Below are 25,669 nucleotides of genomic sequence, written 5' to 3' on the forward strand. Positions count from 1 at the left end.
CACACATTTAAACGACAATAATAATTCTTTTAAGAATAAGACAACAAAATAGAGGTCTACTATGGACTTTAATTTAACCGAAGATCAGCAAGCGTTTGCTGATACAGCCCGTCAGTTTGCAGAGTCTGAACTTGCTCCATATGCAGCTAAGTGGGACCAAGAACACATTTTTCCTAAAGACACCATTAAAGCAGCCGGTGAGCTAGGCTTTTGTGGTTTATATACCCCAGAAGAAGCGGGCGGCTTAGGTTTATCTCGCCTAGATTCAAGCATTATCTTTGAGCAGCTTGCCATGGGTTGTACAGCAACAACTGCCATGTTGACCATTCATAATATGGCAACGTGGATGATTGCAAGCTTTGGTACTGATGAGGTTAAAGCCCAGTTCTGTGAACAATTAGTAATGGGTGAGTTACTTGCTTCTTACTGTTTAACAGAGCCTGGCTCTGGCTCTGATGCGGCATCACTAAATACCAAAGCGGTTAAAGAGGGCGATGAGTATGTGATCTCAGGCTCTAAGATGTTTATCTCGGGTGCTGGTGAAACTGATTTACTTGTGGTTATGGCGCGCACTGGTGGTGAAGGCGCAGCTGGTATTTCGGCATTTGTTGTGCCTGCAGATGCTGCAGGTATTGAATACGGTAAAGCAGAAGAAAAAATGGGCTGGAACGCACAGCCAACACGTTTAATTAGCTTTGAAGGTGTCAGAATTCCTGCGGCGAACTTATTAGGTCAAGAAGGCGAAGGCTTTAAGTTTGCAATGCAAGGCTTAGATGGCGGTCGTATTAATATTGCTACCTGTTCATTAGGTACAGCACAAGCAGCTCTTAATACTGCGCGAGAATACCTAAAAGAACGTGAGCAATTTGGTAAGCCTTTAGCTGCTTTTCAAGCACTGCAATTTAAGATTGCTGATATGAACACCGAGCTTGTTGCCGCGCGTCAAATGGTGCGCTTAGCCGCATTTAAACTAGACACCGGTGACAGTGAAAAAACCACTTATTGTGCAATGGCAAAACGTTTTGCTACAGATGTTGGCTTTAAAGTATGTGACGACGCACTACAAATTCACGGTGGTTACGGTTACATCAAAGAATACCCATTAGAGCGTCATTTCAGAGACGTACGTGTGCATCAAATTCTTGAAGGCACAAACGAAATCATGCGTGTGATTATCGCACGTCGTATCTTAGCTGAGTCAGCTGGCGACATTCTATAAGGAGCAACCTATGTCTAATCCATCGATTGATTTAAATATTGAAGGTAACGTAGCGGTTTTAACAATGAATAACCCGCCAGCGAATACCTGGACACAAGATACATTAACAGCACTTAAAGACACTGTAACTGAGCTAAATGCTAACAAAAATGTCTATGCATTAGTGATCACAGGTCAAGGTGAAAAGTTCTTTAGTGCTGGTGCCGATCTGAACGTATTTGCCAGTGGTGATAAAGGCGTTGCTGCCACTATGTCAAAAGTGTTTGGTGATGCATTTGAGGCACTAACTAGTTTCCGTGGTGTATCAATTGCGGCAATTAATGGTTATGCCATGGGTGGTGGTCTTGAAGTGGCCCTTGCTTGTGATATTCGTATTGCTGAAGAGCAAGCTCAAATGGCACTTCCTGAAGCGAAAGTTGGCTTACTGCCTTGTGCTGGCGGTACGCAAAACCTTGCGTGGCTTGTTGGTGAGGGCTGGGCAAAACGCATGATCTTATGTGGTGAGCGCCTAAAAGCAGACAAAGCTCGCGAAATTGGCCTTGTTGAAGAAGTGGTTGGTGCTGGCGAAAGTTTAGCTGCGGCAATGAAACTTGCTAACCAAGTGGGTGAGCAAAGCCCGGTTGCTGTGACTGCATGTAAAGAACTTATTCAAAAAGGTCGCACACAACCTATGGCTCATGCATTGCCATTAGAGCGTGAGTTATTTGTACAGTTGTTTGATACGCAAGACCAAAAAGAAGGCGTGAATGCATTCTTAGAAAAGCGTAAAGCAAATTGGGTAAATGGCTAATGACTAACGTAACACTACTAAATCATCAAGATGCGCCTGTGGTGTTTGAAACTGCAGAGGCCGAAAGCGGCCTCATTGCAATTGCGACACTCAATGCGCCTAAGTCTTTAAACGCTTTAAATTACGACATGATCCAATTGCTAGAGCCCCAGCTTAGAAAATGGGCTGACGATGACGCCGTTGCCATGGTTGTTCTAAAAGGGACTGGCGAAAAAGCATTTTGTGCCGGTGGCGATGTAGTAAGCCTGCATAAAGCAATGAGCACAGGTGAGCAAGCTAACTACATTGAAGACTTTTTTACCCTTGAGTACAAATTAGACTACCTAATTCACTGCTATGAAAAGCCAATATTACTTTGGGGTAATGGCATTGTTATGGGTGGCGGCCTTGGCTTAATGGCTGGGGCAAGTCACCGTGTGGTAACCGAAACATCACGTATCGCAATGCCTGAGCTAACTATTGGTTTATACCCTGATGTGGGTGGCAGTTACTTCTTACATAAAATGCCTGAGCAAGTGGGCCTATTCTTAGGGTTAACTGCTGCGTCTATCAATGCTGAAGATGCCTTGTTTGTTAATCTTGCTGATCACTATGCAACAGCAGATAAATATGACGCTATTTTAACGGCTATCACAGCTGAAAAATGGGGCAAAACAGCCTCATTAAACCACGAAAAGTTAACTAAAATTTTAATCTCGATTGATAATATTTCAGGCCGTGTTCCTAAAGGTAATGTAAAAGATAACTTAGCGGTTATTCAAAAACTGGCTGAATTTGACTCATTGCAGAACAAAATTGACTACATCCAAGCATTAGAAACCGAAGACAAATGGCTTACCCGTGCGCAAAAGTCATTAGCGCATGGTTGTCCGCTTAGTTGTGCGCTGGTAGAACGTCAATTAGCTAATTCAAAAGAGATGACGTTAGCAGATTGCTTTAAGATGGAGCTAGGTATGTCGGTTCGATGTGGCGAAGTAGGTGAGTTCCAAGAAGGAGTTCGTGCGCTATTAATCGATAAAGATGGTGTACCTAACTGGCAGTTTAAATCGCTTAGCGATATCGACGAAGCAGTTGTAGATAGCTTCTTTACAGCACGCTGGGATGAGCAATCACACCCACTTAACTCATTAACGTCATCTTAAGTCCAAGGGGTAAACAAATGGCTAAATTAACAATAGGATTTATTGGTTTAGGCAACATGGGTGGCCCAATGGCGGCAAACCTTGTCAATGCAGGTCATACAGTTCGTGTGTTTGACTTAAATAAAGCAGCGGTCAGTGAGCTTGCCGATAAAGGTGCAATTGCTGCTACCGATGCAGCTGAGTGTGCCATTGGCGCAGATATTTTTATCAGTATGCTACCAGCAAGCAAACACGTTAAGTCTCTTTATTTAGGCGAAACAGGCCTTATCAACTTACTTGATAGCAAAACTTTAGTGATTGACTGCTCAACCATTGATGCAGAATCAGCGCGTCAAGTGGGTAGCGAACTTGCTCAAAAAGGTATTGATTTTGTAGATGCACCGGTATCAGGTGGTGTTGCAGGTGCAACAGCGGGCACTTTAACCTTTATCGTCGGTGGTGAGCAAAGTCACTTTGAAAAAGCCAAGCTTGCTCTAGTAGATATGGGTAAAAACATCTTCCATGCTGGTGATATTGGTGCAGGCCAAGTAGCAAAAATCTGTAACAACATGCTGCTGAGCATTTTAATGGCAGGTACCAGCGAAGCGCTACAAATGGGCATCAACAACGGGCTCGACCCAAAAGTGTTAAGTGACATCATGACTGCAAGCTCTGGTCGTAACTGGACACTTGAGCTTTATAACCCATGCCCTGGTGTAATGGAAACGGCGCCAGCAAGTAATGATTATAAACCGGGCTTTATGGTTGATTTAATGGCGAAAGACTTAGGTCTTGCTATGGAAGCGGCTCAGCAAAGTAATTCATCTACCCCAATGGGGTCAATGGCGAAGAATCTATACACTATGCTTCAGCATCAAGGTGCGGGTAGTGATGATTTTAGTGCTATTTTTAAATTATTCTCGAAGTAGGAGTTTGTTGTGGAAATTAAAAACAACAACATCGTAATTACCGGTGGTGCGCAAGGTTTAGGCTTTGCGATGGCCGAGAAATTTGCATCCCATGGCGCGAACATCGCTCTTATAGATATGCAACAAGACGTACTTGATACAGCAGTATCAGCGCTTGCTAAATATGGCACAAAAGTGATGGCGTATGCTGCTAATGTCACAGATGAAGACGCTGTTGTAGCAACGTTTAATACTATCAACAAAGACTTTGGCCATATCGGCGTGTTAATTAATAACGCAGGTATCTTACGCGATGGTATGTTTATCAAAGCAAAAGAAGGCAAAGTGGTTGATAAAATGTCGTTGGCTCAGTTTCAATCTGTGATTGATGTGAACCTAACCGGTGTTTTCTTAGCAGGTCGCGAAGCTGCGAGCCACATGATTGAGTCTGGCAAAGGCGGTGTTATCGTTAATATGTCGAGTGTTGCCCGTGCTGGTAACATTGGCCAAACAAACTATGCAGCGTCTAAAGCCGGTGTTGTTGCGATGACAACGGGGTGGGCGAAAGAGTTAGGTCGCTTTGGTATCCGTGTTGGTGCAATCGCACCAGGTGTTATTCGCACAGCAATGACAGATGCAATGAAACCAGAAGCAAAACAACGCATGATGGCGGTAACGCCAGTAGGTCGTTTTGGTGAAGCAGAAGAAATTGCCCATACAGCACAATACATTATAGAGAATGACTTCTTTACAGGTCGTGTTGTTGAAATTGATGGCGGTATTCGCCTTTAATTTTAAATGGTAACCCTTTACCCATTGAAAGTACCAAAACGGTAAGCCTAGCTTGCCGTTTTTTTATTTTTAAAGTATTTTAAATTCATAATGATAAGGAGATTTTTTATGAACACTGATGGCATTACAGTATCAATGAGCAAAGGGATTAAAGCCAATTTCAAACTGGGTGAACATTTAATCGAATACTGGGGTTCTGCTTACTCAGGTAAAGAAGTTCTGAAAGTAGACGGTGAATTAATAGCAGAATCACGTAACTTTAAAACAAAATCTGTTCATGAATTTAATATTGATGGTAAAGCCTGCCAATTAACAATTTCAGTGACTTTATTCAGGAAGTTTTCTTCCACCATAACATTAGAGTGTGAGGGTGAGCTAGTTCACCGTTATCAACTGACATACGGTAAAACCCGAAAAATTGCTTGGTATTTAAAAGCAATCCCATTTTTATTTGCAGGTATTTTAGGCTGGTGTTTCGCCGCCGATATTCTTACCTTGATAGAGTTAGTTATCTTTGGCTGCTTAACCTTTGCAGTATCAGAACTGGTTATGAAAGATCAAGGCTGGATCATCGAAGAGCAAAAGCCTTGTAATTAACTTCCTAGCATTCAATAATTAAGCGGTTAAAAGCCGCTTAACTTTGAGAGATGCAGTGAATCCCAAACAAATCCGCAATTTTTATATCAATGAAGAACAGTCTGTTTACTTACTGTCTCACCATGATGCTAAAAAGCACCGTCAATGGCTTAACATTTGTATTAAACAGCTTACTTTGCTTGGTTACAGTGACGTTGAATTAATTGGCTCTGGTGCGTTTGGATTTGTTTTTGCCGGTGTTGATGATGAAGACTTACCTTGGGTGTTTAAGTTTTCACGTATAACCCTTGCACAAAGTGTACGTGATCGTCTAGAAGACGAAGCGTACATGCTCTCGCAAGTTAATAACCCGCTGGTGCCAAAATTTTATGCCTTTGAGCGCATTAAAAAGCAAGGCATTTTAATGATGGAGCGCGCGCTAGGTGAAGACTTAGAAAAAATTTCCATTAAACAGGGGCGTTTTAGTGCAGCAAAAGTTATGGCGCTGGCTCTTAGGTTACGTAATGTGCTGGTAGATTTACGTGAACATAAAAATGGCTTAAGCCCACAGCCAATAGTGCATGGCGATATCAAACCCTCGAACATTGTTTATGATGAACAAACTAATAAGTTGTCGTTGGTAGATTGGGGCAGTTCTGTTTATGCACAAATAGACGCTGAAGGAAATCCGGTTGCCAGCAATTTTATGGATCTTATGTCTGCTGATATCAGTACCACTAATGCACGTATGGGTGATGTGTATTTTATTGGTGATGAGCAAATGTCAGGCGGGCAGTCATCGCCACGTTTTGATGAGCAAGGGGTTGCCTCAACCCTGTATGCACTGGCCTCTGCGCAATCTTGCAGGTTCGGTGCGGCGGTTATTCCGGCTACAAGCCTCAATTTACCTATGGAGCTTGCCCGGGTTATTGACGGTATGCTTTCAAAGAATAAGGCCACTCGCGATGGGGCTGGTGATTATTTTATGCGAAACATGCCGACAATGGCTAAAGCTTACCTGCCTGAATTGCCCCGTAAGGTCATTCGCCCTTATATTCCGTATTGGTTTAGTGAGTTTGATGAGCACCCAGACACGGTGGTATACAGCTCGCGAAAGCAATTTTTAAGACAAGCCGACCATAATCAACAATTACTTGATGTAAACGATGCCCAGCTCGACAGATACTATAAAGAGTTTTTATTTGATACCGGCGACACCGAAAAAGCATTTTTGGCTTCTATTAGCCGATTAGCAAAATACCCAGTAGTAGGGGGCCTTAGTTTTCATTGGAAAGAAAACTCACTGTTTGTTGAGTCTTCACTTATTTTGCATGATGAAACGCTCGGCACTGCGTTTACAGATGCGATTAACAACACGGTGATGTTAGCACAGGGAATTGAACAAAAAGGTCTCTTTAAATGTTGCTTGTTTGATGCGCGTAAAACTATTCAGCTCGAACGGGATGGCACAGGTGCGTTTAAATTTGAGAATTTACCTGAGCTTGATTATGAAGTGATGGATATCCAAGCCTCAGACGTAACCAGACCGCACTCTTACTTTGAAGATGGTAAAGACCCGGATGAGCAATTACAGCTTCCGAAAAAGGTTATAAAGTGCGTATTTGAGCTAAACCAAATACACCATACGGGCTGTATCATTTTTGAAGCCTTACCTGATAGGATGAAAATACATCATTACTATCGTCTGCTAGATGCCAGTAAAGAACCTGAATTTAAACGTTTATTAAGTAAGCTTATGCAATACGCGGTTAGTATCACAGATGTAGGTGTAGCAGGCTTTATGAAGCTACCTTACAAAAATACCCGTGAATTTGATTTATGCACTAAACAGCCCGATGAGTTTTATCCGCGAGATCCCAAAAGAGTGTTAGACATATGAGCCTTTTACCTATGGCTGATGCTTCAGCTAGTGAGAAAGACAAAATTGATGCATTAAGATGTATTAAAATGCGGAATCTTGTAGGAGCTGCAAACAATACAAAGTGGAATGAGCTCATCTGTGAAGTGCGAGAATGGAAAAATTGGCAACCACCTTTTCGTTCGAAATGGGTAACTGGGCATATATCAGAATGGGATTGTGAGTGGTGCTATCATTTACCATTTCCTTTTATCGGTGTTCAGTGGCTAGATTTATACTTTATTGAAGAGATAGTAGACGTCAGAAGGCATCACTTTATAAAAGAGCATGATCACTCTGAAAGCTTAATTGAGCTTTTAGATAAGATAGGTTTATCTTACGAAAAAGGTAAAACAACATTAAGAATTTGGGGATATCTTCCTAAGTGCCATGAGCTTTTTGATGAAACTAATAACTACATGTTGAATGTATTTAAACAAAGTCATTAAAATTGATCGCAATAGTAAGGAATATGGCTGATGAATCAATTAACAGAGAAAAAGATTACTTGTCCGTATTGTGGTGAGCAAATAGATATCTTACTGGATCCTGCAGACTTAAATCAGCAGTATATTGAAGATTGCCAGGTTTGCTGTAAACCAATTAACTTTTTAGTTTTTGAAAGTATAGATGAAGAGCTTTCAGTTACAGTATCAAGTGATGATGAGAGTAGTGGTTTTTCTAATTTTTAGAAATTAGATTCTAAAACTTCTAATTTATGAAATAAAAAACCTGCTAAATAGCAGGTTTGTGAGTAATTGGTTTTACTTATGCTCTTCAATTATCTCAGTGATCCCTTCAGCTGAGAGTATTTCTATCCAATACCCATCAGGGTCTTTAATAAAAGCTAGGCCTTTCATAGAGCCATCGTCTGGTTTTTTTACAAACTCAACTTCGTATTTTGCAAAACGTTCGCACGCAGCGTAAACGTCTGGCACGCTAATACCAATATGGCCAAAGCCTTTTGGTTCATCATTTCCACTATGATAACCAGCAAAGCTGTCGTCGTTTTCTGTGCCCCAATTATGCGTAAGCTCGACAAGAGCTGGGCGGCGAAACACCCATTGTGCTTTTTCTTTATCGGTGCCTGTTGGCATGTCTTGCTCATAACCTAAAAAGTACAGCGTAAACTCCATTTTAGGAAAGTCATATTTACCCAGTAACTTCATGCCTAAAACGTTTTGGTAGAAATCTAAAGAAGGCTTTGGATCTTTAATGCGCAACATTGTTTGTTGCATTACGAAATCTTGCGTTGCATTTGCGATTTGTTCAGGTGATTCGTTGTAGTTAGACATACACATCCTTTTTAACTGACATTAATGATGATGCACTCAGTCTAACATAACCAGATTACCCTTAAATTAATAAAAAATAATATTGACCAGTTTGACTGGTTGTGAAGAAATTAGCTTGCTAACTTACATAAAAAACCGCCTCAACAGGCGGCTCTTATAAATTGACAGCTTGTAACTAGCAATTGTTAATTAGTTGCCCCAAGGATTACTCGCACTTGAACGTTGTTTGCGGGTTCGTGCTTGTTGCTTGGCTTCTTTTTTAGCGTGAATGCGTTTAGCGTCGGTAAAACTTAACTCACAAGGTTCACCTGGTTTCTGATCTGCAGGGATCACGCGATCGCGAGGTGGCAGCTCGTAGTTTACATCGTCTGGGCGTGGTAAATTTTTAAGGCGATACAAATAAAAGTTTTCTACTTTTTCTTGTGCCCATTGGGTTTTACGTAAAAACTTAACCGCAGATTTTACATCTGGGTTATTCTTAAAGCAGTTCAAACGCATATAGGCGTGGAGTAATTCCCAGCCATATTGTTCGACAAGCTCTGTCACGACTTGCTCGATACCAACACCTTGCAGTGGGTTATTGCTGAAAATTTCTTTATTACTCATTAGACTTTCCGGTATTACAAAACTAGGGTAAGTATAATTGCCTTTACCCTAGTTTTATAGCTAACTTGCTAAGAATGTTTATATTCGAGCTTAATCTTTACAATTGACCACTACACGGCCGCGAATTTCACCTTTTAATAGGGCTTCTGCATTCGCAACGGCTTCAGAAAGAGGAATTTCTTGCGAAATAGCATCGAGGTATTGAGCTTCTACTAACTCACTTAGACGTTGCCATGCTTCAATTCGGTCTGCTTTAGGGCGCATTACACTATCAATACCCATTAGGCTGATACCACGAAGAATAAACGGCGCTACTGTTGCCGGAAAGTCCATACCTTGTGCTAAACCACAGGCCGTTACAACACCACCATATTTAATCGATGCACATACATTTGCAAGGGTGTGGCTACCCACAGAATCAATTGCACCAGCGAATTGCTCTTTTGCCAGTGGTTTACCAGGCGCTGAGAATTCTTCGCGAGATAAAACGCGTTTTGCGCCTAGTTTTTCAAGGTGCTCTGCTTCGTTCATTCGTCCTGTTGTAGCAACAACATCAAAGCCAAGTTTATTTAATAAGTAAATAGCAAAACTACCCACGCCACCATTAGCACCGGTAACAAGAATTTCACCGCTTTGGGGTGTGATACCTTGTTTTTCTAATGCGATAATACTTAGCATTGCCGTATAACCTGCAGTACCAATTTGCATAGCCTGTTTTGATGTTAAATTAGCGGGGAGGGGGATGAGCCAATCAGCACTCATAGATGCTTTTGAACTCAAACCACCTAGGTATTTCTCACCAACACCAAAGCCATTTAAAAGGACTTTATCACCTACTTTAAATTCATCGCTTTTAGAGTCTGTTACTGTGCCTGCAAGGTCTATCCCTGGGATCATAGGAAATGCTCTTACCACAGGGCCTTTACCTGTAATCGCTAGGGCATCTTTGTAATTCAACGTACTGTAGTCAACATCTATATTTACATCGTGCTGGTGGATGCTCTCTACAGGAAAGTCTGTGTATTCGGCGCGATAGCCTTGATCATCTTTGTTGATAACTACCGATTTTACTGATGTTGTCATGGTGACTCCTTTTAGACCGATCGTCTTTTAATGGTTAAAATAAAACCGTATTTAAACGGCTTTATAAAATTAAGCGTAAAAATTGTGCTGTATAAAGGGTAAGCGGTTCACTTGATTTATCAAGTTTAGAGCGCATCACTGCACCTTCCCAGCCAATCCAGAAGAACTCAGCAAGCATTTTACAATCTGATGACTGAGGAATTTGCTTTTGCTTTTTAGCATCAACTAAGCATTGCTCAATTAAAGCTTGCCAGTTTGCGTAAGCCTGCTTAATACGGTCAATCATTGGCTCATCAAGGTGACTGATTTCTTGGTTTAAATTACCAATTAAGCAACCGCGATTAAAATCAAACTTTGCCATGCCTTGTTTAGCGTCATTGGCAAACAGCACAATCCTCTCAAGAGGGGTTGTTGCATCGTTGGTAAGGTGGCGTTTTAACTTTGCCTGAAAATAGCTGTCGTAAGCATCAATGAGTGCTAAGCCAAAATCATTCTTACTTTTGAAGTAATGATAAAAAGAGCCCTTAGGTACCTGCGCTGATTTTAAGATTAAATCAATGCCAGTTGCACTAAAGCCTTTTTCGGTTAATACAGCTAAACCCGTATTAATTAATAGGGCACGAGTATCTGCATTCGAACGCGCTATTTTTGGTGGCCTGCCGCGACGGCTTGGCACAGAGTTATTTGTTTCCATGACGAGTATATTAGACCGATCGGTTTTTAATATGCAAGTATTAAATTGACTAAATTGTAATCATCATAAATTTGTCATGATTACAATTTAATTGGGAACTTTGCCGAAATAGGTTAGGTCACAAATAATGAAGCTAAAAGAGCTGTATCGTTTTTAGCTGAATTTAAGTGTATTAATAGATGGTTTTAGTTAAAGAGGTACGACCACTTAGTCATTTAAAATGTTAATTCATTTGAGCATCAGCACGTTAGTTATTGTCAATTTATTTAATTGCTTTTTGCTATTTGAATTTAACAGTTTTATTAACTATTCATTAAATGTAGATGTCAATTTCGCTACATATCTATAAATATAAAAAGGTGAGGATATTACCTATGAAGAGACAGAAAAGAGATCGTTTAGAAAGAGCTCATTCTCAAGGTTATAAAGCAGGCTTGGCAGGCCGTTCCAAAGAACAATGCCCTTATCAACAAATCGACCCTAAATCTGAATGGTTAGGTGGCTGGCGAGAAGCCATTGAAAACCGAAACATGTTTAAAACTTAATATAGGCACCTTATTTACGCAAAAAAGCCCCATCTAGGGGCTTTTTTGTATCTGCACATCAATATTATACCAATCCGCAATAATACTTAATCATTTTGAGGGATTAAACCTGTCGCTATCTGCGTTAAAAATTTCTGATTTAGAACAACTAAATAACGAAATTTTTGCCTTGCTATCAACGAGGTTTTCTTGCCTCAAAATAGATCACTTAATTAAGCGAATTGGTATTAGAATGCAGATGTATCTTGGAAAAGACCTACTTTAAGATCTTTTGCTTCATAGATTACGCGGCCATCTACTTCTACAGTACCATCAGCCATACCCATGAATAATTTACGTTTAATAACACGCTTCATGTCTAAACGATAAGTTACTTTTTTAGCTGTTGGTAAGATTTGACCTGTGAATTTAACTTCACCTACACCAAGTGCACGCCCAAGACCCGGGCCACCAGACCAACCAAGGAAGAAACCAACTAATTGCCACATAGCATCAAGACCAAGACAACCAGGCATTACTGGGTCACCTTTAAAGTGACAGTCAAAGAACCAAAGATCAGGATTGATATCTAGTTCTGCAACGATTTGACCTTTACCGTGCTCACCACCATCTGCAGTGATAGAGATAATGCGGTCCATCATTAGCATATTGTCACTTGGTAAACGACAGTTGCCTTCACCGAACATTTCACCTTGACCGCAAAGGACCAATTCTTCTTTTGTATAGCTGTTTTTAGGTTCCATAACTCTCATTCATCGCTTAGAAATTGCCCCGTACTTTAGCGTACACTTGTACGCTAAACAACTCGGAGCAGTTAATTATTTGCTATTTTTCGCTTGTTTTATGACCATTTAATTAAACTGTCGCTGATAAAGGGAGATAAAACCGCGCATTGTGAAGTAAAAATCATTATAATTGCTGTGATTCTTTAACCAGTCTAAAGGAAATTTATGATCCTTTTTGTAAACTCACTGACAGTGATTGATTTTTCTTACTTGTGTAATAAACGCGGCGCAGTTGGCGAGAGCTGGATTGTGGATTTAACTCTGCACGGTCAATTAAATGATGAGTCGATGGTGCTTGATTTTGGCTTAGTTAAAAAGCAAATCAAGGGCATTATTGATAACTGTATCGACCATAAACTTGCTGTGCCAGCTTCTCTAAACGGTTCACTAACACAGCATGCTGAGCACAGCGTGCTAGATTGTCACTTTGGTGATAATTATCACTTAGCTATGAGCGCTCCTAATCAAGCATATTGTTTAATCGATGCAGATGTTATTGATGAAAAATCTGTAACTGAGTTTTTAATAAAAACTATTATGCCTGAGCTCCCTAGCAACATCGAAAAGATTGAAATTAATTTATACCCAGAGCATAGCCAAAGTTTTTATTATCATTACAGCCATGGTCTTAAAAAGCACGATGGTAATTGTCAGCGTATTATTCATGGCCATCGCTCACAAATTGGTATTAGCCTTGATGGTATGGCTATGCCTCGCTTACAAAAAGAGTGGGCAGATAAATGGGAAGATATTTACTTAGCAACAGCTGAAGATGAAATTAATAAATCTGACCTTAAGCATGTAACTGCACAAGAGAACGATATCTGCTTTGCTTATACATCACAGCAGGGCTATTTTGAAATGGCGATAGACAAATCACGCTGCGACATTTTACCTTGCGATACTACGGTTGAGTGCATTGCTGACTACTTAAGTTCACAAGTTAAAAACCAATACCCTGATTCAGAAGTTAAAATTACAGCTTACGAAGGGGTTGGCAAGGGGTCAATCAGTTATGCGTAAAGGATTACTAATAGCAGCATTTGCAGGATTGTTTTCTTTAACTGCAAATGCTGTTGAATTAAAAGGACATTTAACTCAAGGCGGTTTAGTAACAGGCAAAATTGAAGGTGCTAAAAGTGTCAGCTTCAATGGTGAGCCACTTAAGCTTTCAAAAAATGGTGAGTTTGTGTTTGGCTTTGGTCGTGATGCTAAGACAAATCATAGCCTTTCTTGGGTTGATAATGCTGGTGTTAGCCACGATCAAGCAATTTTGATCACAAAACGTGATTACAAAATTGATAAAATCACCGGTGTTGCAAAAAAATATGTTTCGCCACCTAAAGAAGTGTCTGAGCGTATTAGCCGTGAAGCTGTAGCTGTACGTAAAGCTAGGCAAGTCAATTCTGACTTACCATACTTTTTAGACCCTGTTTATAAGCCTGCGACCGGGCGTATCTCAGGTGTTTATGGTAGCCAGCGTTACTTTAATGGTGAGCCTCGCCGCCCGCACTTTGGTTTAGACATTGCCAATAAAACGGGTAGTCCAGTATATGCGCCAGTTAGTGGTACGGTGGTTTTTGCTGATGCAGACTTATATTACTCTGGTGGTACCCTAATTCTTGACCATGGCCATGGCGTAACCTCGACTTACATTCATTTAAGCAAGTTAGATGTAAAAGTAGGGGATGAAATTAAGCGTGGCGATAAAATTGCGGAGATCGGTGCGACTGGTCGCGTAACTGGCCCTCATTTAGACTGGCGTTTTAATTGGAAAAATGAACGCCTTGACCCTGCGCTAATGATGCAAGACACATTAGCTAATAAAAAGTAGAGACTATGACACAACAAATCGATCGTGACGCTATTATTGCACAGCGTATTGCTGACTCAACAACGTCGGTAACAAAAACTGTTTTTCCTGGCCGTACCAACCACCACAATACTTTGTTTGGCGGTGACGCGTTGGCATGGATGGATGAAGTAGCGTTTATTGCTGCTACACGTTTTTGTCGTAAGCCACTTGTAACGATTTCGTCTGACCGTGTAGATTTCAAAGAAGCCATTCCGGCAGGTACATTTGCAGAGCTTATTTCTAAAGTTGTACACGTAGGTAACACTAGCCTTAAAGTAGATGTTGAAATCTTTTTAGAAAGGATGCACAAAGACGATAAACACTTAGCTATTTCTGGCAGCTTTACGTTTGTAGCGGTTGATGATAACCACAGACCAACTCCAGTTGTATGCGATAAAATGATCAACGGTTTCGAATAAAACTGTCTGAAAGTTTTAACTGAATTAAGTACCTTAGGGTACTTAATTTAATACCCATAAAGAACACATCATACTATGATTGTTTTAAGTATATCTCAGCAAGGAACAATATATGCAACTATAAATAATCAAAGGGGGAGTGCGATGCGTTTAATATTATTGATCATTTATCTATTAATTCTATTTCTGGCTTTTAATCAGTTCGATAATTATTTGTTTGATTTGGTGGCCGCTTTGCGAGGTTTGCTGATTGTATGTAGTTTTTTACCTGCATTTTTTTTATTGTGGTGGAGCAAAAAACTATCTATCAGTCTAATTGTTTTAAGTATTAGCTTAGTGCTATTTCATTTTAAGTCTTACTCATCAGCCGAAGAGATTCAAAACACCGATATCAAAGTCGCCCAGGTAAATTTGCAATATAGTAATCCTAACTTAGCAAATATCATCACTAGCAAATTTATAAATGCGCAAAATGATATCTTGGTACTGTTTGAATTTAATGATACTCAGCGTCATGTGCTTGATGAGCTAAACACTAAATATCATTTATTTGGTTATGCTGAAGTTGAAGGGGCACCATTTGGCATTATTGTTATCTCAAAAATTCCAATCGTACAAAGGCAAATTAAACGCTTTGATAACCCTAAACTTGGCTACGTGAAGCTGAGTTTTTTACACAATAACGTTATGTTAAATAGTGTGTTTTTACATCCTCCATCACCTAGAACTCAAAGTTTGTGGAGTCAGAGAAACTTAGTTTTAAGAGAAGTTGCTAAAGAAATTAAAAAGTTAAAGGGGAATTGGTTAGTTGCTGGTGATTTTAATACAGTACCTTGGTCACGGTACTTTATTAATAATAAAAGCAGTTGTTTTAAGCGCGCAGGTTTTTATACGTCTTGGTCTTTGAAAAATCAACTAAGTGATTTAAAAGTTTTGGGTTTGCCAATAGATCATTGTTTACTGAGTGAAGATGTTTCTTTATCTAATGTTGGTGTTAACTCTGTAAACGGCAGCGACCACAAACTGCTGCACTATGAACTTACATTTTCTACGCATTGATTAAATTTAAGATGACTATTTTCAATTAATATATCAACCAGCATAGTTAGTTCAAAGTTATCCCAAGGTTTTGCGGTAATCATATTAGCTATATTATTGTTAAGCGCACTTTTAGAAGCTTCTAGTTCTGCATAGCCGGTAATCAAAAGGCGAGAGCAGTTCGGCTGTAGCAATTTAATATCCTCTAAAACAGCAAAACCACTGACTGCAGGCATCAACAGATCACAAATGACCAAACTAATTGGGTTCTGTTTCGCATACTCAATTGCCGATAGAGGGTCGCTGAAACAAATTACATGGTTATTAGTAGCTAATAATCGTTTTAGCGAACGTAAAATTGCTTCATCATCATCGATGATTACAATGTTTTTTTTCATGAATGTGCTCCAAATAAGTGCTTTAAGTCATAGAGCATATGTTTAAAGTTTCGTTTATGAGGGAATAGCCAAAAGGCTTTGTTCGAATACATAAGTGCTTTTGAATACTGACCAAGTTCACGGTAGAACTCGCCATAACATTCACTTAAACGTGCTTTAATTTTTTTGAGTTCATTATTTGATACAACAGATTGGTTGCGATTAATAATTTCAACCATAGCCGCTAGCCTATTTTCTCTATTTGATGTTATTGAGTTAGCACGCATTAGATAGTGCATTGCACACAGCGTTGAATAACCAACATAACCTTTTTTAGCTATTTTTAACCAGCAATCTAAATCGGTAGCACTACTTAACTTATTGTCAAAACCACCCACATCAACAATGGTTGAACGTTTAACCATGACCGACGAAGTACCAACAATGTTGGTTGTGATCATTTGGCTTATTGGATTATCAAGAAATTGGAAGTTTGTGTTTTCTTTATTACATTTAAACTCGGGCCAATAATCAAAACAGCCAATTATATCTTCGTTGTTTTCATTAAAATGCATGTAGTCAGTAAAACTTAAAACGCAATCTGGGTGTTTTTTATGAAATGCAAACTGAGCTGCAAGCTTATCGGCTGACCAATAATCATCGGCATCTAAAAAAGCTAAGTACTCTGACTTTGCTTGTGTAATTGCCAGGTTACGAGCAGCCACAACCCCTTTTCTTTGTTGGCTGAAGATACGTACCTCACTTTTCTCAGCAGCTAGTTGCTCAAGGTATTCTTTACTGCCATCTGTAGAGCCATCATCAACAATAATGATTTCGAAATTTACATTTTTTTGCTGGTAAATACTGTTAATACAGGTATCTAGATACTGCAAACAGTTGTAGTTAGGAATGATAATACTGACTTGGCTGTTCATAATATGCTCCAAAAGCATTAATTTACGTATTGAAGGATACGCAATTTAAAAGCCAGCTTTAAATCCGTATTTTCTGTTAAATTACTCAGCCTTTTCTCTTTGTGCATTGCATTTTGCAAATCTTCAGCAAAATTTAATCTCATTTCGGGAATTTAAAGGTTTATTAGCCGGGTATGGAATTTGCCATAACTCCTATAACAGTTTTTATAGGAGCGTTTTTATGAAGCACATTGCTATTTTGGTCCCAAGCTTTCCGATTGCATCTGAAACATTTGTTGTTACGGAAATTAAAGCCCTAGTTAATGCAGGGCATAAGGTGACAGTTCTTACATTTGAAAAAACCAGTGTGTTGATTAACTTAACCAGTGCTATTGAAGTTAAAAAAATCACTAAGCCTGCGTTTAAATTAATCTTACCTTCTATGTTTAACATCTATAAGTTAGCGAGGGCAACGCATACCGCAGCCCAATTTAAATCAATTTCAACACAATCTTTACTTGCTTATGGTTATCAAATTGCACGCTATATAAAAGCTGCAAAGATAGATCATTTACATTGCCATTTTATGCATGGGCCACTTGCATACGGCATCGTTGCGGCAAAACTTGCAGACGTTACCGTGTCTTCTATTGGCCACGGCCATGATGTTTACGTAAACAACGCAGACTTAAAACCCAAATTAGCTCTTTGTGATTTTTCAATAGCGGTTTGTGAAGAAATGGCTATGCAATTTAAGCGCTTTTCGAAGAGCAATGTTAAATTGTTGCATTGTGGTATCGATACTAGCCAATTTAAGTTTGTACCATCGTCTCTAAATGAATCCGTGCGTTTGATTTTCATCGGCCGTCTTGTCGAGAAGAAAGGGCTGCAATTCCTATTACCGGCACTTAAGCATATTCCAAAAGAGTTTGGTATAACCTTAGATATAGTAGGGGACGGGCCAATGCTGAATGATTTAATGTATATGGCTGAAGAGCTTGGTATTCGTAAATCTATACGCTTTCTAGGTGAAAAACCTCATGATTGGGTTAGCTCAAACCTAATTTATTACTCTGCGCTTATCGCCCCTTTTTGTGTCGCAGAAAATGGCGACCGTGATACAGGCCCGTTAGTTTTAAAAGAAGCCATGGCTTGTGGCCTTCCTGTACTGACTACCACTTTAATGGGAGCAAACGAAATTGTAACCCCAAGTGTTGGTATGAAATGTATGCCAGGTAGTATCTCAGGGCTCAGCAAAATGCTTTATAAATTTCATCAGCTGTCACCTCATAAACGTTATTTACTTGGTCAAAATGCCAAGCAACACGTTAACGAGCATTACAACGCTGTGAAACAAGCAGAGCAGCTTTCCAAATGGGTTGAATCTTTATAGGGAGGTTTTATGAGTAACTTAAAACAAATTGGTTACTTTGCTTTAGCTATTTTTGCAGTAAAAGGGTTTGGCTTTTTACTTTTACCAATTACAACTCGCTTTTTAGAAAAGAGCGAGTTTGGTGAGCTGAACTTCTTAGTAACCATGTCGGCGCTATGCTCTTTAGTAGTGTCACTTGGTTTACCTGAGCTACTACTAAAACAACAGTACCCATCTTTTCGTGAAAAAATGGCGTTATTTAGAGACTCTCTGGTATTAACAATCTGTTTTAGTGCGCTTTTTTTAGGCTGTAGCTTTATATTTAGCGAGCAAATTATTGCAACCTTACCTGCGAAAATAAAGGTGATTGATTTTAGGTTACTTATTTTAAATTTAACTTTTGCCTCGGTACTTGCTATCCCGTACACCTACTACCGGTTATTTGGTTACGCGCAAAAGTATTGTTTTTATAGTATTGCGCATGCTGTCATACAAACTTGTTTAACAATCACTTTGTTAGTTCTTGGTTTTAATGTAACCGGTGTAATGGTTTCAGGCGTTGTCTGCACATTCATTATTATGTGCTTAACCTTGAGTGATATGCGAAGTGCTCTTAAAGTGAGCTATTCTCGCTTTAGCTGGAGAATAAAAAAATCACAGACTGCATTCTTAACCTCAATTGTTGCATCAGGTTTATTTGTTTATGCCGGTAATGGGGCAGAAAACTGGTTCATCGTTGCCGAATTTGACGAGAGTGTTTTAGCGAGTTATTACGTTGCAGCGCAATTTGCCATTATAACTTCGTTCACCTTTGAGCCAATTAGGCTTTGGTGGTTCGCCAAACGTTTTTGCTTAATTAAGCAAGATAAAACGCAATATCAAAATTATGCAATAACCTCATTAAATGCAGGCTTAGCTATGTGTGTTCTAATGAGTTTACTGGCACCAATCGCATTAAACTCAGTACTTCCTGCTGAATACCATGGCAAAGATAGCTGGCTGATTCTGTTGATTATTGTTGTTGCCATACGCCATCACAGCGATATTTTTAATATTGGTTGCTACATGCATAAAAATGGTGTGTTTGTATCCATTGTAAACTTCTTTACGGCACTTTTAGGTCTTAGTCTGCTGTATTTATTAGTGCCAAAACATGGTGTTGAAAGCGCTATTTTGGCGTTAATCATTATGCAAAGTTTTAAATTAGTTTGCCTTTACTCAGTTAGTCAGCATTTCGAGCCTCTAAAGCTAAACTTTGCAGCACTAGTACCAAGCTGGTTGGCATTGGGCTCTATAACACTGATCACTTTACAGTTTAGCGAACTAAGTTTGGCTAAATGGATCGTATGTTTTATCTATATTGTTGGTTTGGCTTATCAATATAGAGCACTAATTAAGCAAGTGATAAAAAGCTTTATTAAGGAGCATCACCATGCTCAATTACTATAAACAAAATCAGTTATTCATTAATGGCATTTTAGTAACCTTACTTGTAGTTGTTACCTATGCCATTTTGGGCCCGATAGCAGTTTTTGCATTGCTGCTATTACCTTTTGCCGCTTTCACTGCAGTAAAGGTAAGTGTGGCTTTTATAATTTTGTTTATTTTATTTAGCTACTTTAGATTACACGAAGCTTTTCCTTTTTTAATGCCTTTTAAAATTCCTAAGTTACTCGCGCTTGCGTCGCTATTGGGAATAGCTTGGCACCTGTTTATTTCACAAAAATTAAAGCCACATTGGCATACTAATCATCTGATATTTTTTGTTTGGTTTATTTGGCTGACTGTTTGCGTTTTTAGTGCCTCAAATCGGGGTTTAGCGATGGAGTACTGGTCAGGTGTACTAACAAAAGTACTCATTATGGTATTTGCAATCTCGTGGTGGATGAGCACATTAAAGCATTTTAATGTGGTTAGAATTGGCATCATGATCTCAGGTGCCGCCATTGCCTTAGTTGCCCTAAGTAACAAAATTAATGGCATCGGCCTTGTAGAAGGAACTCGCGTCACTATTTCTCGAGAACTTCGCTCACAGCTTGGCGATCCTAACGATTTATCACTTGTAATGATGTTCCCCGTGTCTTTTTTAGCTGCTGAAGTATTTGATTCAAGTGCCCATAAATTTAGACGTATCATTGCGCTTATTTGCTTAGTTATCGCAATCAGCGGTGTTATTGCAACGCAAAGCCGAGGCGGTTTACTTGGTATTGCTGCTGTACTTAGTTTCTTTATTTACCAGAAAGTTAAAAATCCTGTAGTGGTCGGCTGTATTGGAGCCGTGGGCATGTTAGCCATGGTTGCTTTTGCAGGTATTGCAGATAGACAAAGTGGTGGCTCCCATGAAGGTGGTGTTGATGAATCAGCTATGGGTCGAATTTACGCATGGCAAGCTGCAATCAATATGGCGATACATAATCCATTAACTGGGGTTGGAGTTAATAACTTTGTCGTTAATTACTATTTTTATAGCCCACATTGGGATGGCAAGAATCATGCAGTACACAGTACGTGGTTTCAGGTATTAGGTGAAACAGGCATCGTAGGAATATGCATTTTTCTGTTAGTGATTGCCTGTATTTATCGAAGCTTGAACCGTGTGTTCTTAATGAATAAACAGATTAATGACAAACAAATTGATGTAAATGCGAAAGCGCTAAAGGGCGGCCTAATTGGCTTTATGGTGTCAGGAACCTTTTTAACTCAGGCATTTACATGGCCTATTTATATCATTCTTGCTTTAACTATTGCCTTAGAAAAGCTTGTAATCGATAAACAAAGGGAGACCTCACATGAGTGAAAATATTAAACAATGGCTTAAATCAAGTGACAGCCCATTTGCAAAATCGCTTTTTCAATTTGCAAAATCGATTCGCAATCCGCAAATGTGGGTGATCCCAGGTATTCATTCATTTATATATAAATTGCATTTATTGGTTAAAACAGTAGTGAGTGAGCTCGGGCGAATTTTTTATTACACACCACTATTTAAAAGCCAAATTAAGGGCTCAAAAGCAAATTTATATCTGTATTCTGGCATGCCGCAAATATTAGGGAAACTTGAAATTAGCTGTAATGACAACACGCGAATTAGTGGCATTAGTACTTTTTGTGGGCGTAGTCATGGTAGTTACACACCCAAACTTATAATTGGCAGTAATGTGGATATTGGTTGGCAAAATGCGTTTTCTGTTGGTCGTAAAATTGTTTTAGAAGATGATGTTCGCCTTGCAGGTCGGGTATTTTTAGCTGGCTTTCCTGGTCACCCTCTAAACTCTGCAAGACGTGCTCTAGGTGAGTCTGATGATGAATGCCAAGTTGGCGATATCATTATCAAACAAGGCGCTTGGATAGGCACCGGCGCAACTGTGCTTGCAGGTGTAACAATAGGCGAGGGTGCTATAGTTGCTGCAAGCGCTGTAGTTACTAAAGATGTGCCAGCAAATACAATTGTTGCTGGTAATCCAGCAACAATTGTTAAACAGCTGGAGGGGACGCTATGAAATTTATTGTATTCGGCGAAGACTGGCAAAGTCACCCAAGTAGTACACAGCACCTATTTAAACAACTAGCGAAACAACATCAGGTTATTTGGATTAACTCGATTGGAATGCGAAAACCAACATTTCGCTTGATTGATATGAAACGAGTTTTTAATAAATTAAAAAGCCTTTGTTTATTTAAGCGCTCTGGGCCAAAAGCTAAAACAACGAATACTAGCCAAAACGTTAATTTAACAGCACACACATTAGCGGTTTTACCCTGGCACGATAACGTTATAGTAAGGCTATTTAATAAATGGATTTTTAATCGAAAAGATTTCATAGATGATGAGCCAATTGTCTATTGGCTTAGTGTGCCTACTGCAATTAGTCTAATTTCACCGCGAGAGAAGGATAAAGTCATATATTACTGTGGTGATGACTTCTCGGCACTTGCGGGTGTTGATCATAAAATGGTCGCGCCTTTTGAAAGCGACCTTATCGCCAAAGCAGACACTATTTATGTTGTGAGTGAGTTTCTTACCAACAAAATGCCGAAATCTAAAGTTAAAATGCTTTCACATGGTGTCGATTTAGAACTTTTTACCACGCAAACCACAAAAGCCATTGAACTTGAGCAAATAAGCAAACCTATTATTGGTTTTTATGGTTCCTTGAATGCTTGGCTTGATAAAGCGTTATTGTTGAAGCTAGCTAAAGAAAGGCCGGAGTATCAATTAGTATTGATAGGCCACCTTGTCGAAGACTTCTCTGAGCTACTCAAGTTAGACAATGTAACCCATATACCGGCTGTAGAGCATAATCGTTTAGCTTCATTTTCTCAGCATTGGCAGGTATCTATCTTGCCATTTGTTGATAATGAGCAGATCAGAGCCTGTGACCCACTTAAATTAAAAGAATACATAGCCACAGGCACACCAATTGTGACAACACGCTTTGCTGCGGTTAATCCGTACCAAGAGACCATATTAATAGCAGACAATCACCAAGGCTTTATTGAGCGTGTAGACTTTGCTGTAAGCCTAAGTAAATCACATAACTTGAATTGGCGAGCAAACCAATCTCAGCAGGCAAGTGATCATAGCTGGCAAGCAAAAGCCAAGCTAGTCTGTAAACAACTTAGGTTTTGCTAAAAAACCTTTTCAACCCAAAGTCGCATCTTGTATCGCTACAAGGTGCGGCTTTTTTCATTTTGGCTCACTAACTGCAATTAACTAACTATCTATAGAAATCTCGGTTGTTTTTATCAATTTGCAAATTAAAACCGAGCAATTTCGCAAAATGCAAAGCAAAAGGTAAAGTATGTTAGTTAAAGAGCAGATCAAACGGTTAATTTATTTAGGGCTTTATGCGCTTTACACGCGTATTAAGCTCTTTATTATTCCGTTTTGCATTGTGCCAATCGTCGTCATTGCGCTTGGCTTATCTGCGCAAAAACAATATACCAATCACGCGACCATCTTAATTGAAGAGTCAGCACTACTTAATCCTTACTTAGATGATCTGTCTTTCTCGTTTCAACTTTCTGATCGTATGGCAGCACTGCGTACCTTAGTTATCAGCCGTAAGGTACTTATTGCTGTAGCAAAAGAAACCCAATTAATAGCTGATGATGCGACGCCAAAACAAGTTGAAGAAATTCATCAAAAACTATCTAAAGCGTTATCACTTTCGTTAATTGGCGATGAGCTGGTCCGCATTAACTTTATTTGGCATGACCAATCACAAATGAAACCAGTGCTTGAAAAGGTGGTAGAAAAATTTATTGAACGTTTATTGGCACCAACTAAGGCGTCACTTGATACTTCTGAGCAGTTTTTCTTTAAGCAACTCGATAGTTTACGCGAAGAGCTTGAGTTATCTGAAGAAGCACTGGCTGATTTTAAAACCAAAAACAGTAATACATTACCTGATGTTTTACATAGCAACCGCCAAACCTTCGACAGCTTACTAAGCGAAAAACAACAAAAGCTAATTGCTCTTTCAGGCGCTAAAGCAAAACTGAATGCCTTAGTGAGTAAAGTAGGGCAAGCCAATCCCATTTTAGGCAATTTAGAAGAAAAGATAATTCGTACTGAATCTGAATTAAGTCTTTTGAGAACACGCTATACCGATAAACATAGCAAGATTATCGAGAAAAAACGCACCCTTGCAAATTTAAAAAGCCGCCAACAAGCGTTGTTAGCATCTAGTGAAGAGCTAGACACAACAAACCTCGATAAGTTATGGCAAATGGTTAATACGCTTCCGTCTGGTGATGGTAAAGAGAGCAGCGTTTTAGTATCACAACTTCTTGCGCTTGAAGAGGCTCGTAATAATTTACTTCAGCAAGAACAAGAATTTGCAATGCTCGAAGAGCAAGTACAGCTCGTCAGTGAACGTCTGTTAGTAACCAGTGATGTAGAAAAACAGTTACGCAAACTAGAGCGTGATTACGATGTTAAGCAGTCACTCTACAAAGATATGCTTAGCCGTTACGAAATGGCCAAAGTCACAGGCAAATTAGTTAAATACGAAGGACCTGACAAAGTTAAAACTATCGAGCGAGCTTATAGCCCAACACAACCTATCAATACCTCAATGCTGATGACCGTTATCGTTGGCATTGTGCTTGGGATTTTCACAGGTAGTGCAAGCGTATTTGTTGCTGCACTTTGTGATAGTCACTTAAAAGATATTAAAACCATCGAAAAACTTACCAGCGCAGAGGTGGTAACAGTACTTCCTATCGTCAATGCCGAAACTAACTTCGGTAATATTGAAGGAGATAAATCATGAATGTCATGCACTTAGTTCAACACCTACAAGTAGGTGGCCTAGAAAAAATGGCAATTACTTTACTCAAAAATAGTCAATTTAGTAGCTCTAGTATTATTGTTTCTCTTGAAGGAGACAGACAATCTGCGTTTGAGCAATGGCCAGAGCTTGAACAATATAGCCATCGAGTTATTTGTTTAAACAAAAAACCAGGCGTGAGTATTTCTGTTATCGCAAAGATAAAGGCATTAATAAAAGAGCATGATATCGATATTATTCACAGTCATCATGTTGGCCCTGTTATTTATGCAGGCCTTGCTTGTGCGTTGACCGGTGATGCGGTTCGTCATATATCAACAATTCATGATGCCTGGTATTTAAATAACGTTAAACAATGTACTTTCACTAAGTTACTTAACTCGTTAACGAACATTTATTGGGTCGCAGATGCACGTATTGTTGCCGATGAATTTAGAGCTAAAACAGCAATCATTCCTGAGCGCACCATTTTAAATGGTATAGATTGCGATAATTTTGTTGCAATTAATCAATCAACCGCCAGAAATCAGCTCAATTTACCCCACAAAGTTAAGCTAGTTGGCTGTGCTGCAAGGTTAATTGCAGGAAAAGGACACAAAGATCTTATTCATGCATTGCATTACTTACCTGAAGATTACCATATGGTGTTTGCTGGAGATGGCGATCAAAAAGTCATTTTAATGAATTTAGTACGTAATTTAGGGCTTAACGAACGTGTGCACTTTTTAGGCAACGTTCACGATATGCGAGCCTTTTATTCAAGCATTGACGTGATGTGTTTGTATTCACAGCGTGAAGGTTTGCCATTATCGATTATTGAAGCCATGGCATGTGGTATTCCAGTTGTAGCGTCTGATGTAGGTGGAATTCATGAAGTTGTAACCGATAACGAAGGTGAGCTTGTGTCTTTGAACGAGTTCAACAAGCTTGCACCGGCTATTTTGAGAGCATGTAAACTGCCACATGGTCTTTGCATTCGTCATCATGCAATTGCAGTCGCTGATGCAAGAACCATGAGTAGTAAATACGACAATTTATATTCTGCATTAGCAGTGTAGGAGCCAAC

28 protein-coding genes are annotated in these 25,669 nt (G+C 39.4%); 21 read left to right on the forward strand and 7 right to left on the reverse strand.

The features are described 5' to 3' along the window. Window positions 1-61: 61 nt before the first annotated feature. The 9 genes from KQP93_RS08555 (at window position 62) to KQP93_RS08595 (ending at window position 8,016) form a co-directional block, all read left to right on the forward strand. Window positions 62-1,219 carry an acyl-CoA dehydrogenase family protein gene (locus tag KQP93_RS08555; RefSeq protein ID WP_217876671.1) on the forward strand — a complete coding sequence of 386 codons (1,158 nt, stop codon included), beginning with the start codon at window positions 62-64 and terminating at the stop codon, window positions 1,217-1,219. Between the two features lie 10 nt (window positions 1,220-1,229). Next, window positions 1,230-2,009, forward strand: a complete 780-nt coding sequence (locus KQP93_RS08560) for an enoyl-CoA hydratase (RefSeq protein WP_217876672.1) — start codon at window positions 1,230-1,232, stop codon at window positions 2,007-2,009. Beyond that, window positions 2,009-3,151 carry an enoyl-CoA hydratase/isomerase family protein gene (locus tag KQP93_RS08565; RefSeq protein ID WP_217876673.1) on the forward strand — a complete coding sequence of 381 codons (1,143 nt, stop codon included), beginning with the start codon at window positions 2,009-2,011 and terminating at the stop codon, window positions 3,149-3,151. Before KQP93_RS08560 ends, KQP93_RS08565 begins: the two co-directional genes overlap by 1 nt. 17 nt (window positions 3,152-3,168) lie before the next feature. Next, window positions 3,169-4,059 carry a 3-hydroxyisobutyrate dehydrogenase gene (gene mmsB, locus KQP93_RS08570; RefSeq protein ID WP_138557510.1) on the forward strand — a complete coding sequence of 297 codons (891 nt, stop codon included), beginning with the start codon at window positions 3,169-3,171 and terminating at the stop codon, window positions 4,057-4,059. A gap of 9 nt (window positions 4,060-4,068) precedes the next feature. Further along, on the forward strand, window positions 4,069-4,830 hold the full coding sequence (locus KQP93_RS08575; protein WP_217876674.1) for an SDR family oxidoreductase: 762 nt from the start codon (window positions 4,069-4,071) through the stop codon (window positions 4,828-4,830). A gap of 108 nt (window positions 4,831-4,938) precedes the next feature. Further along, complete coding sequence (locus KQP93_RS08580; RefSeq protein ID WP_217876675.1) at window positions 4,939-5,427, forward strand: hypothetical protein; 489 nt, start codon at window positions 4,939-4,941, stop codon at window positions 5,425-5,427. Between the two features lie 55 nt (window positions 5,428-5,482). Next, window positions 5,483-7,306 (forward strand): protein kinase domain-containing protein, encoded by a 1,824-nt coding sequence (locus tag KQP93_RS08585; RefSeq protein ID WP_217876676.1) that lies wholly within the window; start codon window positions 5,483-5,485, stop codon window positions 7,304-7,306. Beyond that, the gene (locus tag KQP93_RS08590) at window positions 7,303-7,773 is read left to right on the forward strand and encodes a DUF6678 family protein (RefSeq protein WP_217876677.1); all 471 of its coding nucleotides are present in this window, start codon (window positions 7,303-7,305) and stop codon (window positions 7,771-7,773) included. The genes KQP93_RS08585 and KQP93_RS08590 overlap by 4 nt, the downstream gene beginning before the upstream one ends. A gap of 30 nt (window positions 7,774-7,803) precedes the next feature. Further along, the gene (locus KQP93_RS08595; protein ID WP_217876678.1) at window positions 7,804-8,016 is read left to right on the forward strand and encodes a CPXCG motif-containing cysteine-rich protein; all 213 of its coding nucleotides are present in this window, start codon (window positions 7,804-7,806) and stop codon (window positions 8,014-8,016) included. A gap of 72 nt (window positions 8,017-8,088) precedes the next feature. Here KQP93_RS08595 and gloA read toward each other — a convergent pair whose 3' ends face one another. From gloA to acuR, 4 genes are all read right to left on the reverse strand, one after another. After that, a complete protein-coding gene (gloA, locus tag KQP93_RS08600) occupies window positions 8,089-8,619 on the reverse strand; it encodes a lactoylglutathione lyase (RefSeq protein ID WP_217876679.1) in 531 nt (176 codons plus the stop codon). A gap of 189 nt (window positions 8,620-8,808) precedes the next feature. After that, window positions 8,809-9,225 (reverse strand): VF530 family DNA-binding protein, encoded by a 417-nt coding sequence (locus KQP93_RS08605; protein ID WP_105180503.1) that lies wholly within the window; start codon window positions 9,223-9,225, stop codon window positions 8,809-8,811. Window positions 9,226-9,315: 90 nt separating this feature from the next. Continuing rightward, window positions 9,316-10,308 carry an acrylyl-CoA reductase (NADPH) gene (gene acuI, locus KQP93_RS08610; protein ID WP_217876680.1) on the reverse strand — a complete coding sequence of 331 codons (993 nt, stop codon included), beginning with the start codon at window positions 10,306-10,308 and terminating at the stop codon, window positions 9,316-9,318. A 61-nt stretch (window positions 10,309-10,369) separates the two neighbouring features. Further along, window positions 10,370-11,002: an acrylate utilization transcriptional regulator AcuR gene (gene acuR, locus KQP93_RS08615; protein ID WP_217876681.1), complete on the reverse strand. Its 633-nt coding sequence runs from the start codon at window positions 11,000-11,002 to the stop codon at window positions 10,370-10,372. A 374-nt stretch (window positions 11,003-11,376) separates the two neighbouring features. Here acuR and rmf point away from each other — a divergent pair, with 374 nt between their 5' ends. Beyond that, entirely contained in the window at window positions 11,377-11,547 is a 171-nt protein-coding gene (gene rmf, locus KQP93_RS08620) for a ribosome modulation factor (protein ID WP_036968408.1), read from the forward strand. A 227-nt stretch (window positions 11,548-11,774) separates the two neighbouring features. On the opposite strand, the gene fabA is transcribed toward rmf, so the two are convergent. Then, complete coding sequence (gene fabA, locus KQP93_RS08625; RefSeq protein WP_054553819.1) at window positions 11,775-12,290, reverse strand: bifunctional 3-hydroxydecanoyl-ACP dehydratase/trans-2-decenoyl-ACP isomerase; 516 nt, start codon at window positions 12,288-12,290, stop codon at window positions 11,775-11,777. A 207-nt stretch (window positions 12,291-12,497) separates the two neighbouring features. Here fabA and KQP93_RS08630 point away from each other — a divergent pair, with 207 nt between their 5' ends. The 4 genes from KQP93_RS08630 to KQP93_RS08645 all read left to right on the forward strand — a co-directional run bounded on the left by KQP93_RS08630 (window position 12,498) and on the right by KQP93_RS08645 (window position 15,665). Next, window positions 12,498-13,355: a 6-carboxytetrahydropterin synthase gene (locus tag KQP93_RS08630; protein WP_217876682.1), complete on the forward strand. Its 858-nt coding sequence runs from the start codon at window positions 12,498-12,500 to the stop codon at window positions 13,353-13,355. Beyond that, window positions 13,348-14,166: a M23 family metallopeptidase gene (locus KQP93_RS08635; protein WP_217876683.1), complete on the forward strand. Its 819-nt coding sequence runs from the start codon at window positions 13,348-13,350 to the stop codon at window positions 14,164-14,166. The genes KQP93_RS08630 and KQP93_RS08635 overlap by 8 nt, the downstream gene beginning before the upstream one ends. A 5-nt stretch (window positions 14,167-14,171) precedes the next feature. After that, window positions 14,172-14,606 (forward strand): acyl-CoA thioesterase, encoded by a 435-nt coding sequence (locus KQP93_RS08640; protein ID WP_217876684.1) that lies wholly within the window; start codon window positions 14,172-14,174, stop codon window positions 14,604-14,606. Between the two features lie 75 nt (window positions 14,607-14,681). Beyond that, window positions 14,682-15,665 carry an endonuclease/exonuclease/phosphatase family protein gene (locus tag KQP93_RS08645; protein WP_217876685.1) on the forward strand — a complete coding sequence of 328 codons (984 nt, stop codon included), beginning with the start codon at window positions 14,682-14,684 and terminating at the stop codon, window positions 15,663-15,665. Here the strand turns inward: KQP93_RS08645 and KQP93_RS08650 are convergent. Both KQP93_RS08650 and KQP93_RS08655 read right to left on the reverse strand, forming a co-directional pair. Next, window positions 15,638-16,042: a response regulator gene (locus tag KQP93_RS08650; RefSeq protein WP_217876686.1), complete on the reverse strand. Its 405-nt coding sequence runs from the start codon at window positions 16,040-16,042 to the stop codon at window positions 15,638-15,640. The genes KQP93_RS08645 and KQP93_RS08650 overlap by 28 nt on opposite strands. After that, complete coding sequence (locus tag KQP93_RS08655; protein WP_217876687.1) at window positions 16,039-16,956, reverse strand: glycosyltransferase family 2 protein; 918 nt, start codon at window positions 16,954-16,956, stop codon at window positions 16,039-16,041. The genes KQP93_RS08650 and KQP93_RS08655 overlap by 4 nt, the downstream gene beginning before the upstream one ends. A 220-nt stretch (window positions 16,957-17,176) precedes the next feature. Here KQP93_RS08655 and KQP93_RS08660 point away from each other — a divergent pair, with 220 nt between their 5' ends. From KQP93_RS08660 to KQP93_RS08690, 7 genes are all read left to right on the forward strand, one after another. After that, a complete protein-coding gene (locus KQP93_RS08660; RefSeq protein WP_217876688.1) occupies window positions 17,177-18,328 on the forward strand; it encodes a glycosyltransferase in 1,152 nt (383 codons plus the stop codon). Between the two features lie 9 nt (window positions 18,329-18,337). Further along, complete coding sequence (locus tag KQP93_RS08665) at window positions 18,338-19,756, forward strand: lipopolysaccharide biosynthesis protein (RefSeq protein ID WP_217876689.1); 1,419 nt, start codon at window positions 18,338-18,340, stop codon at window positions 19,754-19,756. Beyond that, on the forward strand, window positions 19,740-21,104 hold the full coding sequence (locus tag KQP93_RS08670; protein ID WP_217876690.1) for an O-antigen ligase family protein: 1,365 nt from the start codon (window positions 19,740-19,742) through the stop codon (window positions 21,102-21,104). The genes KQP93_RS08665 and KQP93_RS08670 overlap by 17 nt, the downstream gene beginning before the upstream one ends. Next, window positions 21,097-21,807 carry an acyltransferase gene (locus KQP93_RS08675; protein WP_217876691.1) on the forward strand — a complete coding sequence of 237 codons (711 nt, stop codon included), beginning with the start codon at window positions 21,097-21,099 and terminating at the stop codon, window positions 21,805-21,807. Before KQP93_RS08670 ends, KQP93_RS08675 begins: the two co-directional genes overlap by 8 nt. After that, window positions 21,804-22,940 carry a glycosyltransferase gene (locus KQP93_RS08680; protein WP_217876692.1) on the forward strand — a complete coding sequence of 379 codons (1,137 nt, stop codon included), beginning with the start codon at window positions 21,804-21,806 and terminating at the stop codon, window positions 22,938-22,940. Before KQP93_RS08675 ends, KQP93_RS08680 begins: the two co-directional genes overlap by 4 nt. Before the next feature lie 169 nt (window positions 22,941-23,109). Next, on the forward strand, window positions 23,110-24,585 hold the full coding sequence (locus KQP93_RS08685) for a GumC family protein (RefSeq protein ID WP_217876693.1): 1,476 nt from the start codon (window positions 23,110-23,112) through the stop codon (window positions 24,583-24,585). Then, complete coding sequence (locus KQP93_RS08690) at window positions 24,582-25,661, forward strand: glycosyltransferase (RefSeq protein WP_217876694.1); 1,080 nt, start codon at window positions 24,582-24,584, stop codon at window positions 25,659-25,661. The genes KQP93_RS08685 and KQP93_RS08690 overlap by 4 nt, the downstream gene beginning before the upstream one ends. The last annotated feature ends 8 nt before the right edge of the window (window positions 25,662-25,669 follow it).

Source organism: Pseudoalteromonas shioyasakiensis (genome assembly GCF_019134595.1).
Lineage (GTDB): Bacteria > Pseudomonadota > Gammaproteobacteria > Enterobacterales > Alteromonadaceae > Pseudoalteromonas > Pseudoalteromonas shioyasakiensis_A.

Excerpts from the sequence above, each read along its gene's own strand:
- KQP93_RS08685 (WP_217876693.1), top strand. The coding sequence starts at position 23,110 with ATGTTAGTTAAAGAGCAGATCAAACGGTTAATTTATTTAGGGCTTTAT.
- KQP93_RS08565 (WP_217876673.1), top strand. The coding sequence starts at position 2,009 with ATGACTAACGTAACACTACTAAATCATCAAGATGCGCCTGTGGTGTTT.
- KQP93_RS08590 (WP_217876677.1), top strand. The coding sequence starts at position 7,303 with ATGAGCCTTTTACCTATGGCTGATGCTTCAGCTAGTGAGAAAGACAAA.
- KQP93_RS08580 (WP_217876675.1), top strand. The coding sequence starts at position 4,939 with ATGAACACTGATGGCATTACAGTATCAATGAGCAAAGGGATTAAAGCC.
- KQP93_RS08665 (WP_217876689.1), top strand. The coding sequence starts at position 18,338 with ATGAGTAACTTAAAACAAATTGGTTACTTTGCTTTAGCTATTTTTGCA.
- KQP93_RS08645 (WP_217876685.1), top strand. The coding sequence starts at position 14,682 with ATGATTGTTTTAAGTATATCTCAGCAAGGAACAATATATGCAACTATA.
- KQP93_RS08690 (WP_217876694.1), top strand. The coding sequence starts at position 24,582 with ATGAATGTCATGCACTTAGTTCAACACCTACAAGTAGGTGGCCTAGAA.
- KQP93_RS08555 (WP_217876671.1), top strand. The coding sequence starts at position 62 with ATGGACTTTAATTTAACCGAAGATCAGCAAGCGTTTGCTGATACAGCC.
- KQP93_RS08660 (WP_217876688.1), top strand. The coding sequence starts at position 17,177 with ATGAAGCACATTGCTATTTTGGTCCCAAGCTTTCCGATTGCATCTGAA.
- KQP93_RS08640 (WP_217876684.1), top strand. The coding sequence starts at position 14,172 with ATGACACAACAAATCGATCGTGACGCTATTATTGCACAGCGTATTGCT.
- KQP93_RS08595 (WP_217876678.1), top strand. The coding sequence starts at position 7,804 with ATGAATCAATTAACAGAGAAAAAGATTACTTGTCCGTATTGTGGTGAG.
- KQP93_RS08670 (WP_217876690.1), top strand. The coding sequence starts at position 19,740 with ATGCTCAATTACTATAAACAAAATCAGTTATTCATTAATGGCATTTTA.
- KQP93_RS08650 (WP_217876686.1), bottom strand. The coding sequence starts at position 16,042 with ATGAAAAAAAACATTGTAATCATCGATGATGATGAAGCAATTTTACGT.
- acuR (WP_217876681.1), bottom strand. The coding sequence starts at position 11,002 with ATGGAAACAAATAACTCTGTGCCAAGCCGTCGCGGCAGGCCACCAAAA.
- rmf (WP_036968408.1), top strand. The coding sequence starts at position 11,377 with ATGAAGAGACAGAAAAGAGATCGTTTAGAAAGAGCTCATTCTCAAGGT.
- fabA (WP_054553819.1), bottom strand. The coding sequence starts at position 12,290 with ATGGAACCTAAAAACAGCTATACAAAAGAAGAATTGGTCCTTTGCGGT.
- KQP93_RS08635 (WP_217876683.1), top strand. The coding sequence starts at position 13,348 with ATGCGTAAAGGATTACTAATAGCAGCATTTGCAGGATTGTTTTCTTTA.
- KQP93_RS08630 (WP_217876682.1), top strand. The coding sequence starts at position 12,498 with ATGATCCTTTTTGTAAACTCACTGACAGTGATTGATTTTTCTTACTTG.
- KQP93_RS08605 (WP_105180503.1), bottom strand. The coding sequence starts at position 9,225 with ATGAGTAATAAAGAAATTTTCAGCAATAACCCACTGCAAGGTGTTGGT.
- KQP93_RS08675 (WP_217876691.1), top strand. The coding sequence starts at position 21,097 with ATGAGTGAAAATATTAAACAATGGCTTAAATCAAGTGACAGCCCATTT.
- mmsB (WP_138557510.1), top strand. The coding sequence starts at position 3,169 with ATGGCTAAATTAACAATAGGATTTATTGGTTTAGGCAACATGGGTGGC.
- gloA (WP_217876679.1), bottom strand. The coding sequence starts at position 8,619 with ATGTCTAACTACAACGAATCACCTGAACAAATCGCAAATGCAACGCAA.
- KQP93_RS08680 (WP_217876692.1), top strand. The coding sequence starts at position 21,804 with ATGAAATTTATTGTATTCGGCGAAGACTGGCAAAGTCACCCAAGTAGT.
- KQP93_RS08560 (WP_217876672.1), top strand. The coding sequence starts at position 1,230 with ATGTCTAATCCATCGATTGATTTAAATATTGAAGGTAACGTAGCGGTT.
- acuI (WP_217876680.1), bottom strand. The coding sequence starts at position 10,308 with ATGACAACATCAGTAAAATCGGTAGTTATCAACAAAGATGATCAAGGC.
- KQP93_RS08655 (WP_217876687.1), bottom strand. The coding sequence starts at position 16,956 with ATGAACAGCCAAGTCAGTATTATCATTCCTAACTACAACTGTTTGCAG.